This is a genomic window from Janibacter sp. CX7 (genome assembly GCF_024362365.1).
Lineage (GTDB): Bacteria > Actinomycetota > Actinomycetes > Actinomycetales > Dermatophilaceae > Janibacter.
On sequence record NZ_CP101464.1, the window covers coordinates 892,439 to 908,506 of the forward strand.

The window sequence follows — 16,068 nt, forward strand, 5'->3', positions numbered from 1 at the left end:
CGTCCCGGGCAGTGACCTGTGACACCGCCCTTTACCAAAACGTGACTTCTGGCGGGAGGTGTGGTTATGGTGTTGGCGGCCGTGAGGCCCGTCCCCTGTTTTCCACCCCGAGGTCTCGCGTGAGTTCCCCCCGCTACGTCGGCCGCCACGGCAGCCGTCGTCCCAGCCCCCTGTCCCGCCTGAGCAGCCTGCCGTCGTCGGTCGGCTCGCACGGCGCCCGCACCGCGGCCAAGTCGGTCGCCGGCATCGGGATCGTCCTGGGCTCCGGCGCCTTCGTCGTCGCCCCGAGCCAGGCCGAGGGCACCTCGACCCCGAGCATCGACTCCGTCGCCACGGCGCGCACGAGCGCGAGCGACCTCTTCGCCGACCGCAAGGGCGAGGCCGCCTCGCGGTCGACGGCCCGCGCCGCGATCACCGCCCCCGCCAGCTCCCAGTCCGAGGACTCCCAGGGTGACGTCGGCGAGCTCGACGTCGACGCGGTGTCGAAGCCGGACTACGTGCCGCCGAAGCCCGAGCCCAAGCCGGAGCCGAAGCCCGAGCCCGTCGAGGAGACCGAGACCCCGGCCGAGGACGAGGCGACGCAGGAGGCCCCCGAGCCGACCGAGCAGGAGAGCGACGCGACGGCCGACGAGGCCCCGCAGGAGTCGACCGAGTCCACCGAGAGCACCTCCACCGGCGCGCCCCAGACGGGCAACTTCGCCGAGGAGGCTGCCGGTCTCGGCCTGGGCCCCAACGCGCAGCAGGTCTACTCCGCCGTGCGCACCCAGTTCCCCGACATGACCAACATCGGTGGCTACCGCGCCGGCGACCCGGGCGACCACGGCACCGGCAATGCCGTCGACATCATGGTGACCGGCGCCCGCGGCGACCAGATCGCGGCCTGGCTGCAGTCCAACGCCGGCTCGCTCAACATCAAGTACATCATCTGGCAGCAGCGCATCTGGATGCCCGGCGGCAGCTGGAAGATGATGGAGGACCGCGGCGACCCGACGCAGAACCACTACGACCACGTGCACGTCTCGGTCAACTGAGACCCCGCACCCGACAGCCCCGGCACGCCCCGCGTGCCGGGGCTGTCGGCGTCCGGCCCGCCGTTGCTCCGTACGACGGGCCGCGGCTCCCCGCTGGGCGGAGCCGGGACGCCCACATCGCGCTACGCCGTTGCTCCGTGCCGTGAGCCGGGGTTCAGAGCACGGAGCAACGGCGTAGGCGGTCATCCGCGCCCCGAGTCCGCGCCCGCTCGCACCTGCCGGTGATCGTCGCGTGGGTATAACATCGTCACATGACGATGAATGACGTGACGCTCGTCTTCCACGCGCTGTCCGAGCCGACGCGGCTCGCGCTCCTCGAGCACCTGCGCAGCGGCGAGCACCGGGTGCGCGACCTCGTCGACCACATGGGTTTGGCGCAGTCCACCGTGAGCGTCCACCTGGCCTGCCTGCGCGACGCCGGTCTCGTGCAGGTCCGTGCCGAAGGGAGGGCCAGCTGGTTCTCCCTTCGCCATCCGGAGCGTCTGCAGGACCTGCTGCGCTGTGCCGAGGTGCTGGCGGGGGAGGCGGCATGAGCCACGGGCACGGTGACTCCCACACGCCGACCTCGGCGGCCCCGGGCCGGGGGCTGCGCAACCGGCTGGCGATCGCCTTCGGCATCACGGTGCTCGTCGTCGTCGCGCAGGCCGTGGGTGCCCTGCTCACCGGCAGTCTCGCGCTGCTCACCGACACCGCGCACGCCCTCGCCGACTCCGTGGGGCTGCTCGTCGCCCTCGTCGCCGCGACGATGATGCTGCGGCCGCCGAGCAGCCGGCGGACGTGGGGATTCGCGCGCATCGAGGTCATCGCGGCGCTCGGCCAGGCCTGCCTGCTGCTCGTCGTCGGGCTCTACGCCGCGGTGGAGGGGGTGCGCCGCCTCGTCGAGCCGGCCCAGGTGCCCGCCCGCGAGCTGCTCGTCTTCGGCGTGCTCGGCCTGCTCGCCAACCTCGTCGCCATGACCGTGCTCGCCTCGGGGCGGGGGGCCAACGTCAACATGCGCGCGGCCTTCCTCGAGGTCGTGGGCGACGCGCTCGGCTCGCTCGGGGTCATCGTCGCGGCGATCGTCATCGCGACGACCGGCTTCACCCGGGCCGACACGATCGCCGGTCTCTTCATCGCGGCGCTCATCGTGCCGCGGGCGGTGCGGCTGCTGCGGGAGACGACGCGGGTGCTCATGGAGTTCGCCCCCGAGGACGTCGACCTCGACGTCGTGCGCGCCCACGTCCTCGAGCTCGAGCACGTGTGCGAGGTCCACGACCTGCACGCCTCGATGATCGGCACCGGGCTGCCGGTGATCTCGGCCCACGTCGTCATCGACGACGGCTGCTTCGAGTCCGGGCATGCACCGCAGATCCTCGAGCAGATCCGTGGGTGCCTGCGCGAGCACTTCCCGGTCTCCTTCGACCACGCGACGATCCAGCTCGAGACCGCAGCCGTGCGCGAGCGCACGTGCGGGTCGATGGAGCACGTCTGAGGTCGGGCGCCGGCCCGAGCCGTCAGTCCGGGCGCAGGCCCCGCAGGTACACCTCGACGAGCCAGCTGCTCACGTCGGGGACGAGGGCCGAGGCGGCGCTCGGCAGGGGGCGCGTGGCGACCGCCAGGCCCATCTGGAACTGCGCGGCGGTGACGTCCTCGCGGACCAGGCCGGCCCCCTTCGCCAGCTCGACGACCTCACCGACGGCGGCCAGTGCGGCGTCGCGGCGCCGAGAGATCTGGGCGATGACCGTCTCGATGTCGACGCCCTCGACGACGCGGGGCATGAGGGCGGCGACCCGTAGCTCGACGATGTCGGCGACGAAGCCGGGCCAGGCCTCGTGCGGGTTCGTCTGCATCGGCCCCAGCCAGCGCTCGCGGACCTCGTGGATCGTCGCGCTCAGCCACTCGACGACCCCGAGCACGAGGTCCTGCTGGGTGGGGAAGTGGCGGTAGAGGGTGCCCGCCCCGACGCCGGCCTCCTCGGCGATCGCGGAGAGGGGGGCGTCCGGACCACGAGTGGTGTAGAGGCGCCGGGCGGCATCGATGATCGCGGCGCGGTTGGCGCGGGCGTCGGCGCGCACGGGCGCTCCCTTCGACGGTGGCTGACGTGCCAACCACCATAGCGGAGGAATGCTCTCCATTTGTAAATGGAGTTTTATCCTCCGCTTCTAGCCAAGGAGTCGGCCATGGCCACCCGCACCACCAGTTCACCCCGCACGCTCGTCGCGATCGTCGTCGGCATCACGGTCATGGTCGCGCTCATGCTGCTCGCCTTCGCCGCACCGGCGCTCACCTCCGGTCCGAAGGACCTGCCGCTCGCCGTGAGCGGCCCCGAGCAGGCCACCTCGAAGGTCACCGCCGCCCTGGACAAGCAGGCGTCCGGCACCTTCGACGTCACGACCTATGCCACCGAGCAGGAGGGGGCCGAGGCCATCACCGACCGCGAGGCCATCGGTGGCATCACCGTCGGGGCGAAGGGGGTGACCGTCCAGACCGCGACGGGTGCCGGCACGGCCTACACCCAGGTGCTCAAGGGCGTCGGCGCCGGCCTCGAGGAGTCCGGCCAGAAGGTCACCTACGTCGAGCTCGCCCCGACGACCACCGACGACCCGCAGGCCGTCGGTGTCTCGACCCTCGGCCTGCCGCTCGTCTTCGGCGGGATGGCCACGGCCGCGCTGCTCGTGCTCGTCTACAAGGGCTCGACCCTCATGCGCTTCGTCGGTGCGACCGCCATCGCCCTGCTCGCGGGCTTCGTCGCCACCGCGATCCTCCAGCTCGGCTTCGGTGCGCTCGACGGTGACTACTGGCTGACCTCGCTGTCCATCTCCGCGGGGATCCTCGCCATCTCGGCCACCGTGCTCGGTCTCGGCACGCTCGTCGGCGCCCCCGGCATCGGCATCGGTGCCGTGACGATGCTCTTCGTCGCCAACCCGCTCTCCGGCATGGCCAACGGCCCGCAGTGGTTGCCCGGGGTCTGGGGCGAGGTCGGGCAGCTGCTGCCCGTCGGTGCGGCCGGCTCGCTCGTCCGCTCGGTCGCCTTCTTCGACGGGGGCGGCGCGATGTCGCACTTCGTCGTCCTCGCCGTGTGGATCGTCCTCGGCGTCGCGCTCGCGGGTCTCGGGGTCGCGCGGCAGGGGCGTGGCACGCACGTCGCGACGGCCGAGCGCGAGGAGGCGCTGGCCTCGGCCTGAACCCGATGTGCCATCACCGTGGCATACTTGTGGCATGGCCAAGGTCAGGGTGAGCACGACGGTTGACGCCGACCTCCTCGAGCGGGCTCGCGCGGCGCACGGGGCAGCGACGGATGCGTCGCTGGTCGAGGCCTCCCTGCAGGCCCTGCTGCGCACCCACCGGGCGGCCGAGATCGACGAGGCCTACCGCAGGGCCTACCGCGAGGCACCTGCAGACCTGTCGGACGACTGGGGCGACCTCGGGTCCTTCCTCGACGAGGCGGCGAGGCGCTGAGGGTGGCACTGCCTGCGCGAGGTGAGCTGTGGTGGGCGGACCTGGCGGATGCCGGGGCCAGGCCGGTCGTGGTGCTCAGCAGGGGGGCGGCCATCGCGGGTCGCCGCCGGACCCTGGTCGCGCCGTGCAGCACGGTGGTCCGCGACCTGCCGAGCGAGGTGCTCCTCGAGCCCGGCGAGGAACCGGTCGACCGTCTCTGCGCGGCACAGCTGGACGCCGTCACGGACCTGCCGGTGGCCCTCCTCACGCGACGGCTCGGGCGACTGAGCGACGAGGCGGTGCGTCGGCTGTGCGCCGCACTGGGGGTGGCGACCGGCTGCTCGGACTGACGTCGGCGACCTGACTCGTAGACTTCATCCGATGACCACCTACCTCGACCACGCGGCGACCACGCCGATGACTCCCGCTGCCCGGGAGGCGATGGTCGAGCAGCTCGGGCTCACCGGCAATGCCTCCAGCCTCCACGGCCCCGGGCGCGACGCCCGCCGGGTCGTCGAGGAGTCGCGCGAGCGCATCGCGACCGCCCTCGGGGCCCGACCGAGCGAGATCGTCTTCACCTCCGGCGGGACCGAGGCCGACAACCTCGCCATCACCGGCTCGCTCCGTGCGGCCCGTGCGGCGGACCCCCTTCGCCATCGGGTCGTCGTGAGCGGCGTCGAGCACCACGCCGTCCTCGACGTCGTCGACCACGCGGTGGAGCACGAGGGCGCGCAGGCGACCTTCGTGGCGCCGGGGGAGTGCGGCACCGTCCAGCCCGACGCGGTGCGCGCCGCGATCGAGGAGGACCCCGCGAGCGTCGGTCTCGTCTCGGTCATGTGGGCCAACAACGAGGTCGGCACGGTCCAGGACGTCACGACGATGGCGGCGATCGCCCACGAGCACGGGCTGGCCTTCCACACCGACGCGGTCCAGGCGGCGGGCCACCTGCCCGTCGACTTCGCCGGCAGCGGCGTCGACCTGATGAGCGTCAGCGCGCACAAGTTCGGCGGGCCGCTCGGCATCGGGGCGCTCGTCGCCAAGCGCGATGCGCGGCTCGTCGCCCTGAGCCACGGCGGCGGCCAGGAGCGCGGCGTGCGCTCGGGCACGCTCGACGTGCCGGCGATCCGGGGCTTCGCCGTCGCCCTCACCGAGGCCGTGGAGCAGCGCGAGGCCGAGGCGGCGCGCGTCGGTGCGCTGCGCGACCGCTTCCTCGCCGGCACCCAGGCCCTCGACCTCGGCATCCGGGTCACCGGCTGCTGGGAGCCCGGGGACGTGACGACCCGGCTGCCGGGCAATGCCCACATCACCATCCCCGGGTGCGAGGGCGACTCCATGCTCTACCTGCTCGACGCCGCGGGCATCGCCGTCTCGACCGGCTCTGCCTGCCAGGCCGGCATCCCGCAGCCCTCGCACGTCGTGCTCGCGATGGGGCGCTCCGAGGAGGAGGCACGCGGCTCTCTGCGCGTGTCCTTCGGCTGGACCTCGACCGAGGCCGACGTCGACGCCGTGCTCGCCGCCCTGCCCGAGGCCATCGCCCGCGCGCGACGGGCCAGCGGGGCCGCGTGATGCGCGTCGTCGCCGCGATGAGCGGGGGCGTCGACTCGGCAGTCGCCGCCTCGCGGATGATCGAGGCCGGGCACGACGTCGTCGGGGTCCACCTCGCCCTGGCCAAGAACGCCAAGACGCTGCGCGAGGGCGCCCGCGGCTGCTGCACCATCGAGGACGCCGGTGACGCGCGACGGGTCGCCGACCGACTCGGCATCCCCTTCTACGTCTGGGACATGGCGACCCCCTTCGCCCGGGACGTCGTCGACGACTTCGTCGCCGAGTACGAGGCCGGCCGCACGCCCAACCCCTGCCTGCGCTGCAACGAGAAGATCAAGTTCGCCGCGCTCCTCGACAAGGCGCTGGCCCTGGGCTTCGACGCCGTGGCGACCGGTCACTACGCGCAGATCGTCGACGGTCCCCACGGTCGCGAGCTGCACCGTGCGGTCGACTCCGCCAAGGACCAGTCCTATGTCCTCGGCGTGCTCGACGAGGAGCAGCTGGCGCGCGCCTTCTTCCCCCTCGGCGACACGACGAAACCGCAGATCCGCGAGGAGGCCGCCGCGCGCGGCTTCGCAGTGGCCAAGAAGCCCGACAGCCACGACATCTGCTTCATCTCCGACGGCGACACCCGCGGCTGGCTGACCCAGCGGCTCGGCGAGCAGCCCGGCGAGATCGTCGACGAGGGCTCCGGCGAGGTCGTCGGCGAGCACCGCGGGGCCTACGGGTTCACCGTCGGCCAGCGTCGCGGGCTCGGCCTGGACCGCTCCGACCTCGACGGGCAGCCGCGCTACGTCACCCGGGTCGAGGCCGCGTCCAACCGGGTCTTCATCGGCACCGCGGACCTGCTCGGCACCGACGAGATCGAGGCCGACCACGTGCGGTGGTGCGGGCCGGCGGCCTCCGGACGGCACCGCCTCGGCGCACAGATCCGGGCCCACGGCGAGGAGATCGCGGCGACCGCCGAGGTGGTCGTCGATGCTGCTGCCGAAGGGGGTCTGCGTCTCGTGGTCCGTCTCGACGAGGCCGTGCGCGGTGCCGCCCCCGGTCAGTCGATCGTCCTCTACGACGGCACCCGTGTCGTCGGCTCGGGCACCATCGCGCGCGCCGGGCGCGCCGCGAGGGCGAGCGCGTGACCCGGGCGTCCGGTGTCGGGTCCTGGCCCGGCACGCGATCCCGCGAGGCCGTCGTCGCCGTCCGCGACCTGCTCGGTGACGGCATCCCGCACCTGCCCGAGCTGCCCGCGCGGGGCGTCGGCGCCGACATGGTCGGCCGGGCCGCGGCCCTGCTCGAGGGGCTGCACGTCGAGACCCAGCCCTACGGGTGGCGCTTCGCGGGTCGTCCCGGCCATGACGAAGGGAGGGCCCGCGCGCTCCTGCGCGAGGACCTCGACGAGCTCGCCGAGGCCTACGACGGGTGGACCGGCCCGCTGAAGATCCAGGTCACCGGACCGTGGACGCTCGGCGCGACGATCGAGCTGCCGCGCGGTGAGCGGGCGGTCGCCGACCACGGTGCTCGCCGCGACCTCGTCGGCTCTCTCGCCGAGGGACTGCGCGCGCACATCGCCGACGTCGAGCGCCTCGTGCCCGGTGCCGAGGTGATCGTCCAGGTCGACGAGCCGGGACTGCCGGCAGTGCTCGAGGGGCGGCTGCCCACCGCCTCGGGCTACGGCACCCTGCGCGCGGTCGACCGCTCGGAGGTGCGCGACGGGCTGCGCGAGGTGCTTGATGCGGCGGGAGAGCGGACGACGCTCGTGCACTGCTGCGCCGGCGAGGTGCCGGTACAGCTGGTGCGGGAGAGCGGTGCTCGTGGCATCTCGCTCGACACCTCGCTGCTCGACGGCGCCCGCTGGGAGCAGATCGCCGAGGCCGTCGAGGCCGGAGTGACCCTCTGGGCCGGTGCCGTGCCGACGGCCGGCGGCGAGTGGCGCACGGCGCGGGACCGGCTCGTCGGTGCCTGGCAGCGGATCGGCCTGCCAGTCTCCGCGCTCGCGGACGTCGTCGTCACGCCGACCTGCGGACTAGCGGGGGCTCCCACTTCGTCCGCCGTGGCAGCGGTGCGGACCACGACGGATCTTGCCTCGGCCCTCACCGACCTCGCCGCCGGCTGAGCCACCCGCCCAGGCCGGGAAAACCGCAAATGGCCGGGAAAACCGGAGACGACCGCGCAATTGCACGGTCATCTCCGGTTTTCCCGGCCCGCTCAGGATTTCCCGGCCAGAGGCTCGCGGGCCAGAGGCGTCAGGAGGTCGGCGCGTGGATCTCCCGCTTGAGGATCTTGCCCGTCGGGCCCTTGGGCAGCTCGTCGAGGACCCAGACGGTGCGCGGGTACTTGTAGGCCGCGACCCGGTCCTTGACGTACTGCTTGATCTCCTCGAGGTCACCCGAGGCGCCCTCGCGCAGCGAGACGGCGGCGCCGACGTCCTCGCCGAGCTCGGGGTGCGGCACGGAGACGACCGCGCACTCGAGGACGTCGGGGTGGGTGTAGAGCACCTCCTCGACCTCGCGCGGGTAGATGTTCATGCCGCCGCGGATGATGAGGTCCTTCTTGCGGTCGACGATCGTGTAGTAGCCGTCCTCGTCGACGCTCGCGATGTCGCCGGTGCGGAACCAGCCGTCCGGGATCGCGGCCTCGGTCGCCTCCGGCTTGTTCCAGTAGCCCTTCATGACGTTGTCGCCGCGGATCGCGATCTCGCCGACGCCCTCGCCGGGGCCGACCGCCTGGCCGTCCTCGCCGATGAGCTTCATCTCGCAGCCGGGGATCGCGCGGCCGATCGTGCCGGGCTTGGTCGGCTGGTCGAGCATGTTGAAGGAGGCGACCGGCGAGGTCTCGGAGAGGCCGTAGCCCTCGAGGAGGCTGACCTTGAAGGTCTCCTCGAACTCGCGCAGCGTCTCGCCGGGCAGCGATGAGCCACCGGAGACGCACGTGCGCAGGCTCGAGGTGTCGGTGTCGGCGACCGACGGGTGGTGGAGCATCGCGCCGTACATCGTCGGCACGCCCTCGAAGATCGTCACCTGGTCGCGGGCGATGACCTCGAGCGCCTTGCCGGGGTCGAAGCGGGGGATGAGGGTCAGGGTCGCGCCCTGCAGCACCGCGGTGTTGAGCCCGCAGGTCAGGCCGAAGACGTGGAAGAGCGGCAGGCAGCCCATGATGACGTCCTCGGGTCGGATCCCGATGATGTCCTCGGCGGAGCGCTGCGCGTTGAGCCGCAGGTTGTCGTGGGTGAGCTGGGCCCCCTTCGGCCGGCCGGTGGTGCCGGAGGTGTAGAGGATGACGGCGTCGTCGTCGCCGGCACGCTCGGCGGGCACGGCGATCGGCTCGCCGGCCGGCAGCGCGTCCTCGGCCGGGCCGACGGGGCCCGAGACGATGACCTGGGTGTCGGTGCCCTCGGCACCGGCCTGCGCCTCCGCGGCGAAGTCGCCCCAGACGAAGGAGAACTTCGCGCCGGAGTCGGTGTAGAAGTACTCGATCTCGTTGGCCTTGAGCAGGGGGTTCATCGGCACGACGACGCCACCGGCGAGGAGGGTGCCGTAGAAGAGCACGGGGAAGGCCGGGATGTTGGGCAGGATCAGCGAGACCCGGTCGCCGGGCTCGAGCCCGGCAGCACGAAGGGAGCCGGCCGCCTTGGCCGCGAGGCCGTGCAGCTGTGACCACGTCAGCTCGGCATCGTCGAGCTTGATCGCCACCTTGTCCGGGTGGGCCTGGGCTGTGGTGACGAGGTTGCTCGCCAGATTCGTCATCGTCGACTCCTGAATGCTGGTTCGGGTGGCCCCATCCAACACGGTCTCCCGCGTGGAGGGAAGAGGTGTCGGGGGTGTGCGGCAGGATGGTCCGGTGAGCGAGATCCCCGAGACGGACGAGTCCGCAGCGCACGCGCAGCCGGAGACCCCCGCCGACGTGCCCGACGAGCTGCGTCAGGAGTGGACCGACCTCGCCGAGCAGGCGACGGCCGCGCAGTTCGCCTACCACGTCAGGGACGCCCCGACGATCAGTGATGCCGAGTACGACCGGCTCATCCGTCGGCTGCAGGAGATCGAGGAGGCGCACCCCTCCCTTCGCACTCCCGAGTCGCCGACGCAGCAGGTGGGCGGGGCGATCTTCTCCACCGACTTCACCGCGGTCGACCACCTCGAGCGGATGCTCAGCCTCGACAACGCCTTCGAGGGCGACGACCTGCTCGCCTGGGCGCAGCGCGTCGAGACCGAGGTGAGCGGCTTCCACTACCTGTGCGAGCTCAAGATCGACGGCGTCGCGATCAACCTGCTCTACGAGGGCGGCAAGCTCACCCGGGCCCTGACCCGCGGCGACGGGCGCACTGGCGAGGACGTCACGCTCAACGTGCGCACCATCGAGGGCATCCCGACCCAGCTCGACGACAGCGTGCACCCCGTGCCCGACCTCGTCGAGATCCGCGGGGAGGTCTTCTTCCGGCTCGAGGACTTCGCCGAGCTCAACGCCGGCCTCGTCGAGGCGGGCAAGCCCCCCTTCGCCAACCCGCGCAACTCCGCCGCGGGATCGTTGCGGCAGAAGGACCCCCGAGTCACGGCCCGCCGCTCGCTCCACATGCTCGTGCACGGCATGGGGCGCCGCGAGGGCTTCGACATCGACAGCCAGAGCCACGCCTACGAGCTCATGGCCGCGTGGGGGCTGCCGACCTCGCCGCACTACCGCGTGCTCGACTCGATCACCCAGGTGCGCGACTTCATCGCCGACGTCGAGCGGCAGCGCCACGACTACGACCACGAGATCGACGGCGTGGTCGTCAAGGTCGACGAGATCGCCGTGCAGCGCCGGCTCGGGTCGACCTCGCGGGCGCCGCGCTGGGCCATCGCGTGGAAGTACCCGCCCGAGGAGGTCAACACCACGCTCCTCGACATCCAGGTCAACGTCGGGCGGACGGGGCGGGTCACCCCCTTCGGCGTCATGGAGCCGGTGACCGTCGCCGGCTCGACCGTCTCGATGGCGACCCTGCACAACGGCCACGAGGTGAAGCGCAAGGGCGTGCTCATCGGCGACACCGTCGTGCTGCGCAAGGCGGGCGACGTCATCCCCGAGATCCTCGGTCCGGTCGTCGAGCTGCGCGACGGCACCGAGCGGGAGTTCGTCATGCCGACGCACTGCCCGGCCTGCGGGACGAAGCTCGCCCCGCAGAAGGAGGGCGACAAGGACATCCGCTGCCCCAACTCGCGCACCTGCCCGAGCCAGCTGCGCGAGCGGCTCTCCTCGCTCGCCGGGCGTGGGGCCTTCGACATCGAGGCGCTCGGTTGGGAGGGCGCCGTCGGGCTGCTCGACTCGGGCGTGCTCACCGACGAGGGAGGCCTCTTCGGCCTCACGGCGCAGGACGTCGCGCGGGTCCCGCTCTTCACGCGGGCCGCCAAGAAGACCGACCCGGAGGAGGCCGTCCACGACGGTCGGGTCCTCTCGGCCAACGGCGCCAAGCTCGTCGACAACCTCCAGCAGGCCAAGCAGCAGCCGCTGTGGCGGGTGCTCGTCGCGCTGTCGATCCGGCACGTCGGGCCGACCGCGGCCCGGGCGCTGGCGCAGCACTTCGGCTCGATGGCCGCGATCCGCGAAGCCGACGAGGAGGCCCTGGCCGACGTCGAGGGCGTCGGGCCGACGATCGCGGCCTCGGTGCGTGAGTGGTTCGACGGCGAGGGCAATGACTGGCACCGCGGCATCGTCGACCAGTGGGCGGCCGACGGTGTGCGCATGGAGGACGAGCGCGACGAGTCGATCCGGCAGACCCTCGAGGGTGTCACCGTCGTCGTCACCGGTTCGCTCGAGCGCTACTCCCGCGACTCCGCCAAGGAGGCGATCCTCGAGCGCGGCGGCAAGGCCTCGGGCTCGGTGAGCAAGAAGACCGACTGGGTCGTCGTCGGCGACAACGCCGGCACCAAGGAGGCCAAGGCCCGCGAGCTCGGCCGTCCGATCCTCACCGAGGAGGAGTTCACCGAGCTGCTCGAGACGGGTGCCGTGGCGCGTTTCGCCGACGGTGATGGCGAAGGGGGCGACCGCGCCGGTGACACGGGTGGCGCCGACGGATGAGCGGCATCGACCGGGCCACCGCCCAGTGGTACGTCGACACCGCCCTGGCCAAGCTGCTCGCCCGGGCCGACGAGCTCGCCGACGCCGGGGGAGACGAGCTGCTCTGCCGGCGGCCCGACGTCGAGGGGGCCAACAGCGTCTACGCGCTCGTCGTCCACTGCTGCGGTGTCATGGAGCGCTGGGGTGGCGAGACGATCGCCGGTCGCGAGATCCATCGCGACCGGGCCGCGGAGTTCACCGCGACGGGCAGCATCGACCAGCTCGAGGCGCTCGTCGCCGCGCAGCGGCGGCGCTGGGTCGAGGACCTCGCCGACTACGACGCCGGCGCGGCGCCGCGGGGCCCCGACGGCTGGCAGGAGGGCGACCCCGAGCCGACGACGCAGGGCTTCGTCGTCCTGCACGTCATCGAGGAGCTCTACCAGCACCTCGGCCACGTCGACCTGACCGTCGACCTCGTGCTCGGCCGCTGAACCCGGGAGCGGGTCACCCTGCACAACCCTAGGGTCGTGCAGGGTTGGAGCCGGACGACGAAGGGGAAAGGGGCCCCCTTCGCCAACCCCGCCGTTGGCGCACAGGGGCCCGACCTCACTACGGTCGGGGGGTGAGCACCGAGAGCACGACCCCTGACGCGCCCGAGACGACCGAGACGACCGAGCCGGAGGGCCCGACCTTCGCCGACCTCGGCCTTGACGACCGGGTCGTGCGGTCCCTGCGGGACATCGGCTACGAGCGGCCCTCGCCGATCCAGGCCGCGACGATCCCGGCGCTGCTCGAGGGACGCCACGTCGTGGGCCTGGCGCAGACCGGCACCGGCAAGACGGCGGCCTTCGCGCTGCCGGTCCTCAGCCGCCTCGACCCCAAGCAGAAGGCGCCACAGGCGCTCATCCTCGCGCCGACCCGCGAGCTCGCGCTGCAGGTCTGCGAGGCGATCGAGAAGTACTCGGCCCGCATGCCCGGCGTGCGCGTGCTCCCGGTCTACGGCGGCCAGGGCTACGGCGTGCAGCTGAGCGCCCTGCGGCGCGGCGTGCACATCGTCGTCGGCACGCCGGGGCGGATCATGGACCACCTCGACAAGGGCACGCTCGACCTGTCGCAGCTGCGCTTCCTCGTGCTCGACGAGGCCGACGAGATGCTCAAGATGGGCTTCGCCGAGGACGTCGAGACGATCCTGTCCGCGACGCCCGAGGACAAGCACGTCGCCCTCTTCAGCGCGACGATGCCCGCGCAGATCCGCCGGATCTCGAAGAAGTACCTCACCGACGCCCTCGAGATCACCGTCGAGCGCAAGACGACGACGGCGCCCAACATCACCCAGCGTCACCTCTTCGTCTCCTACCCGCAGAAGGTCGAGGCCCTCACCCGCATCCTCGAGGTGGAGAACTTCGAGGCGATGATCGTCTTCGTCCGCACGAAGAACGAGACCGAGATGCTCGCGGAGCGGCTGCGGGCGCGGGGCTTCTCCGCCGCCGCGATCAACGGCGACGTCGCGCAGGCGCAGCGCGAGCGGACGGTCAGCCAGCTCAAGTCGGGCAAGCTCGACATCCTCGTCGCGACCGACGTCGCCGCCCGCGGTCTCGACGTCGAGCGGATCAGCCACGTCGTCAACTACGACATCCCCACGGACACCGAGTCCTACGTCCACCGCATCGGCCGCACCGGTCGCGCCGGCCGCTCCGGCGACGCGATCTCCTTCGTCACCCCCCGCGAGCGGCACCTGCTCAAGGCGATCGAGAAGGCCACGCGCACGACGCTGACCGAGATGTCGATGCCGAGCGTCGAGGACATCAACGCCAGTCGGCTGGGCAAGCTCGACGACCGGATCACCGCGGCCCTCTCCTCGCCCGACCTGGCGACCTTCCGCGACGTCGTCGGCCACTACGTGCGTGAGCACGACGTGCCCGAGGGCGATGTCGCGGCCGCGCTGGCGATCGTCCTGCAGGGCGACGAGCCGATGCTCCTCGACCCCGACCCGGTGCGCCCGCCCCGTCGCGAGCGCGACGACCGTGCTCCCCGACGTGACCGTGAGGGCGAAGGGGGGCGCCGCGGTGACCGTGGTCCGCGCGGCTCCTCGGGCCCCATGGGGTCCTACCGGATCGCCGTCGGCCGCCGGCACAAGGTCGAGCCGCGGCAGATCGTCGGTGCCCTGGCCAACGAAGGGGGTCTGCGTCGCGAGGACTTCGGCCACATCGACATCCGGGGTGACCACTCGATCGTCGAGCTGCCGGCGACCCTGCCCGAGGGCACGGCCGAGCGGCTGCGCAGCACGCGGATCTCGGGGCAGCTCATCGAGCTGCGTGAGTGGCAGGAGCGCGGTGGCGGTCGCGGCGGGCCGCGCCGTGACAAGCCGCCCTACGGCAAGAAGTCCTTCGACAAGAAGCCGCACCGCAAGGGCCGACGCGACTGATGGTCGCCGAGCTCGACCCGGTGGACCGGCTGCTCCTCGACGAGCTGGGTGAGGTCCCCTCCGGGCGGGTCGTCGTGCTCGGTGACGAGACCGGCGCTCTCGCAAGGGCGCTCGTCGAGCGGGCCGGGGCGTCAACTCTGCAGGACCCTAGGGTCTTGCAGGGTTGGGCGGGTGCAGGGGAGCAGGTCGTCGCGCACAGCGACTCGCTCGTCGCCGAGCGGCAGGTGGCGCAGGCGCTCGCCGGTGCATCGGGCGGGGGCGAGGTCGTGCCGGACCTCGCCGAGGCCCTCACCGGCGCCGCGCTCGTCGTGCTGCGGCTGCCGAAGTCGCTCGACGCCCTCGACGAGATCGCCCGCACCGCAGTGTTGCTCGGCACGGACGACGTGCGCCTCGTCGCCGGTGGTCGGGTCAAGCACATGACGCCGTCGATGAACGAGGTGCTCGGCGCGAGCTTCGAGCAGGTGCACGCCAGCCTCGGCCGGCAGAAGTCACGGGTGCTGCACGCCGCCGGCCCCCGCACCGTCGAGCAGGCCTGGCCGAGGCAGCGACACCACGCCGACCTCGACCTCACGATCCACGCGCACGGCGCGGCCTTCGCCGGTACGCGCGTCGACGCGGGCACCCGGCTGCTCCTCGGTCAGCTCGACCGGCTCTCCGGCACCGATGGCACCGTCGTCGACCTGGGTTGCGGCACAGGGGTGCTCGCGTCCTTGCTCGCCCGGCGTTTCGACGACGTCGTCGCGATCGACGTCTCCGCGGCCGCGGTCGCGTCTGCGCAGCTGACGACCGCAGGGGCAGCCGACGTCCGCCGAGGTGACGGGCTCACGGACCTGGCCGACGCGTCCGTCGCCACGATCGTGAGCAATCCCCCCTTCCACGTCGGGACCGCGAAGGACTCGACCCCGACGCTGGCGATGATCGCCGACGCGAAGCGGGTGCTGCGGCCCGGCGGCGAGCTCGTCCTCGTCTACAACTCGCACCTGCCCTACCTGCCGCGGCTGCGCGAGGTGGGGCCGACGGAGATCCTCGCCCGCGACCGCAGCTATCTCGTCACCCGCACCGTGCGGGCATGACGAAGGGGGGTGCACCGACTGGTGCACCCCCCTTCGCTCTCGTGGAGTCGGGTCAGCCGAGCGCCTTGACCGCGGCGTCGTAGTCCGGCTCCTGGGTGATCTCGGGAACGAGCTCGGTGTGCAGGACCTTGCCGTCGGCGTCGACGACGACGACCGAGCGGGCGAGCAGGCCAGCCATCGGGCCGTCGGCCATGGTCACGCCGAAGTCCTCGCCGAAGGAGGAGCGGAAGGCGGAGCCGACCTTGACCTTGTCGATGCCCTCCGCGCCGCAGAAGCGGGCCTGGGCGAAGGGGAGGTCCTTGCTGACGTTGACGACCGTCGTGTTGTCGAGGCTCGCGGCGAGCTCGTTGAACTTGCGCACGCTCGCGGCGCAGACGCCGGTGTCGATGCTGGGGAAGATGTTGAGGACGACGCGGCCGGGCACGTCGGCGGTGGTCAGCGCGGACAGACCGTCGCCGACGAGGTCGAAGGACGGCGCATCGGCGCCGGGGGCCGGCAGCTCGCCGACGGTGGTGACGGGGTTGCCCTTGAATGCGGTGGTAGCCATGCCCCC

General features: G+C 72.3%; 16 protein-coding genes. 13 read left to right on the forward strand and 3 right to left on the reverse strand.

Annotation, left to right across the window (positions count from 1 at the left end; translation table 11 throughout):
* Positions 1-119 precede the first annotated feature (119 nt).
* The 3 genes from NMQ01_RS04415 to NMQ01_RS04425 all read left to right on the forward strand — a co-directional run bounded on the left by NMQ01_RS04415 (position 120) and on the right by NMQ01_RS04425 (position 2,502).
* Positions 120-1,031, forward strand: coding sequence for a hypothetical protein (locus NMQ01_RS04415; protein ID WP_255185658.1), 912 nt, complete (start codon positions 120-122; stop codon positions 1,029-1,031).
* A 251-nt stretch (positions 1,032-1,282) separates the two neighbouring features.
* Complete coding sequence (locus NMQ01_RS04420; protein ID WP_369694846.1) at positions 1,283-1,564, forward strand: ArsR/SmtB family transcription factor; 282 nt, start codon at positions 1,283-1,285, stop codon at positions 1,562-1,564.
* Positions 1,561-2,502 carry a cation diffusion facilitator family transporter gene (locus NMQ01_RS04425; RefSeq protein ID WP_255185659.1) on the forward strand — a complete coding sequence of 314 codons (942 nt, stop codon included), beginning with the start codon at positions 1,561-1,563 and terminating at the stop codon, positions 2,500-2,502. Before NMQ01_RS04420 ends, NMQ01_RS04425 begins: the two co-directional genes overlap by 4 nt.
* 22 nt (positions 2,503-2,524) lie before the next feature.
* Here NMQ01_RS04425 and NMQ01_RS04430 read toward each other — a convergent pair whose 3' ends face one another.
* Complete coding sequence (locus NMQ01_RS04430) at positions 2,525-3,085, reverse strand: TetR/AcrR family transcriptional regulator (RefSeq protein WP_255185660.1); 561 nt, start codon at positions 3,083-3,085, stop codon at positions 2,525-2,527.
* A 105-nt stretch (positions 3,086-3,190) separates the two neighbouring features.
* On the opposite strand from NMQ01_RS04430, the gene NMQ01_RS04435 reads away from it, so the two are divergent.
* From NMQ01_RS04435 to NMQ01_RS04460, 6 genes are read left to right on the forward strand one after another with little or no spacing between them, the layout of a single operon-like run.
* Positions 3,191-4,195, forward strand: coding sequence for an ABC transporter permease (locus NMQ01_RS04435; RefSeq protein ID WP_255185661.1), 1,005 nt, complete (start codon positions 3,191-3,193; stop codon positions 4,193-4,195).
* 34 nt (positions 4,196-4,229) lie between these two features.
* Positions 4,230-4,469 (forward strand): antitoxin MazE5, encoded by a 240-nt coding sequence (locus NMQ01_RS04440; RefSeq protein ID WP_255185662.1) that lies wholly within the window; start codon positions 4,230-4,232, stop codon positions 4,467-4,469.
* A 2-nt stretch (positions 4,470-4,471) separates the two neighbouring features.
* A complete protein-coding gene (locus tag NMQ01_RS04445; RefSeq protein ID WP_255185663.1) occupies positions 4,472-4,798 on the forward strand; it encodes a type II toxin-antitoxin system PemK/MazF family toxin in 327 nt (108 codons plus the stop codon).
* A gap of 31 nt (positions 4,799-4,829) precedes the next feature.
* Positions 4,830-6,014, forward strand: a complete 1,185-nt coding sequence (locus tag NMQ01_RS04450) for a cysteine desulfurase family protein (protein WP_255185664.1) — start codon at positions 4,830-4,832, stop codon at positions 6,012-6,014.
* Entirely contained in the window at positions 6,014-7,129 is a 1,116-nt protein-coding gene (gene mnmA / locus NMQ01_RS04455) for a tRNA 2-thiouridine(34) synthase MnmA (protein WP_255186321.1), read from the forward strand. The genes NMQ01_RS04450 and mnmA overlap by 1 nt, the downstream gene beginning before the upstream one ends.
* Positions 7,126-8,103 (forward strand): methionine synthase, encoded by a 978-nt coding sequence (locus tag NMQ01_RS04460; protein ID WP_255185665.1) that lies wholly within the window; start codon positions 7,126-7,128, stop codon positions 8,101-8,103. Before mnmA ends, NMQ01_RS04460 begins: the two co-directional genes overlap by 4 nt.
* Positions 8,104-8,233: 130 nt before the next feature.
* Here NMQ01_RS04460 and NMQ01_RS04465 read toward each other — a convergent pair whose 3' ends face one another.
* Complete coding sequence (locus tag NMQ01_RS04465) at positions 8,234-9,733, reverse strand: long-chain fatty acid--CoA ligase (protein ID WP_255185666.1); 1,500 nt, start codon at positions 9,731-9,733, stop codon at positions 8,234-8,236.
* A 94-nt stretch (positions 9,734-9,827) separates the two neighbouring features.
* Here NMQ01_RS04465 and ligA point away from each other — a divergent pair, with 94 nt between their 5' ends.
* From ligA to NMQ01_RS04485, 4 genes are all read left to right on the forward strand, one after another.
* Positions 9,828-12,038 (forward strand): NAD-dependent DNA ligase LigA, encoded by a 2,211-nt coding sequence (gene ligA / locus NMQ01_RS04470; RefSeq protein ID WP_255185667.1) that lies wholly within the window; start codon positions 9,828-9,830, stop codon positions 12,036-12,038.
* Entirely contained in the window at positions 12,035-12,508 is a 474-nt protein-coding gene (locus NMQ01_RS04475) for a DUF664 domain-containing protein (RefSeq protein WP_255185668.1), read from the forward strand. The genes ligA and NMQ01_RS04475 overlap by 4 nt, the downstream gene beginning before the upstream one ends.
* Positions 12,509-12,639: 131 nt before the next feature.
* Positions 12,640-14,442 carry a DEAD/DEAH box helicase gene (locus NMQ01_RS04480; protein ID WP_255185669.1) on the forward strand — a complete coding sequence of 601 codons (1,803 nt, stop codon included), beginning with the start codon at positions 12,640-12,642 and terminating at the stop codon, positions 14,440-14,442.
* The gene (locus NMQ01_RS04485) at positions 14,442-15,515 is read left to right on the forward strand and encodes a class I SAM-dependent methyltransferase (RefSeq protein ID WP_255185670.1); all 1,074 of its coding nucleotides are present in this window, start codon (positions 14,442-14,444) and stop codon (positions 15,513-15,515) included. The genes NMQ01_RS04480 and NMQ01_RS04485 overlap by 1 nt, the downstream gene beginning before the upstream one ends.
* 52 nt (positions 15,516-15,567) lie before the next feature.
* Here the strand turns inward: NMQ01_RS04485 and tpx are convergent, their stop codons facing one another.
* Positions 15,568-16,062 carry a thiol peroxidase gene (gene tpx / locus NMQ01_RS04490; RefSeq protein ID WP_255185671.1) on the reverse strand — a complete coding sequence of 165 codons (495 nt, stop codon included), beginning with the start codon at positions 16,060-16,062 and terminating at the stop codon, positions 15,568-15,570.
* Positions 16,063-16,068 lie beyond the last annotated feature (6 nt).

Bases quoted from the DNA above. Each gene is read 5' to 3' on its own strand.
- NMQ01_RS04435 (WP_255185661.1), top strand. From the start codon at position 3,191: ATGGCCACCCGCACCACCAGTTCACCCCGCACGCTCGTCGCGATCGTC.
- NMQ01_RS04420 (WP_369694846.1), top strand. From the start codon at position 1,283: ATGACGATGAATGACGTGACGCTCGTCTTCCACGCGCTGTCCGAGCCG.
- NMQ01_RS04440 (WP_255185662.1), top strand. From the start codon at position 4,230: ATGGCCAAGGTCAGGGTGAGCACGACGGTTGACGCCGACCTCCTCGAG.
- NMQ01_RS04485 (WP_255185670.1), top strand. From the start codon at position 14,442: ATGGTCGCCGAGCTCGACCCGGTGGACCGGCTGCTCCTCGACGAGCTG.
- tpx (WP_255185671.1), bottom strand. From the start codon at position 16,062: ATGGCTACCACCGCATTCAAGGGCAACCCCGTCACCACCGTCGGCGAG.
- NMQ01_RS04450 (WP_255185664.1), top strand. From the start codon at position 4,830: ATGACCACCTACCTCGACCACGCGGCGACCACGCCGATGACTCCCGCT.
- mnmA (WP_255186321.1), top strand. From the start codon at position 6,014: ATGCGCGTCGTCGCCGCGATGAGCGGGGGCGTCGACTCGGCAGTCGCC.
- NMQ01_RS04475 (WP_255185668.1), top strand. From the start codon at position 12,035: ATGAGCGGCATCGACCGGGCCACCGCCCAGTGGTACGTCGACACCGCC.
- NMQ01_RS04465 (WP_255185666.1), bottom strand. From the start codon at position 9,733: ATGACGAATCTGGCGAGCAACCTCGTCACCACAGCCCAGGCCCACCCG.
- NMQ01_RS04425 (WP_255185659.1), top strand. From the start codon at position 1,561: ATGAGCCACGGGCACGGTGACTCCCACACGCCGACCTCGGCGGCCCCG.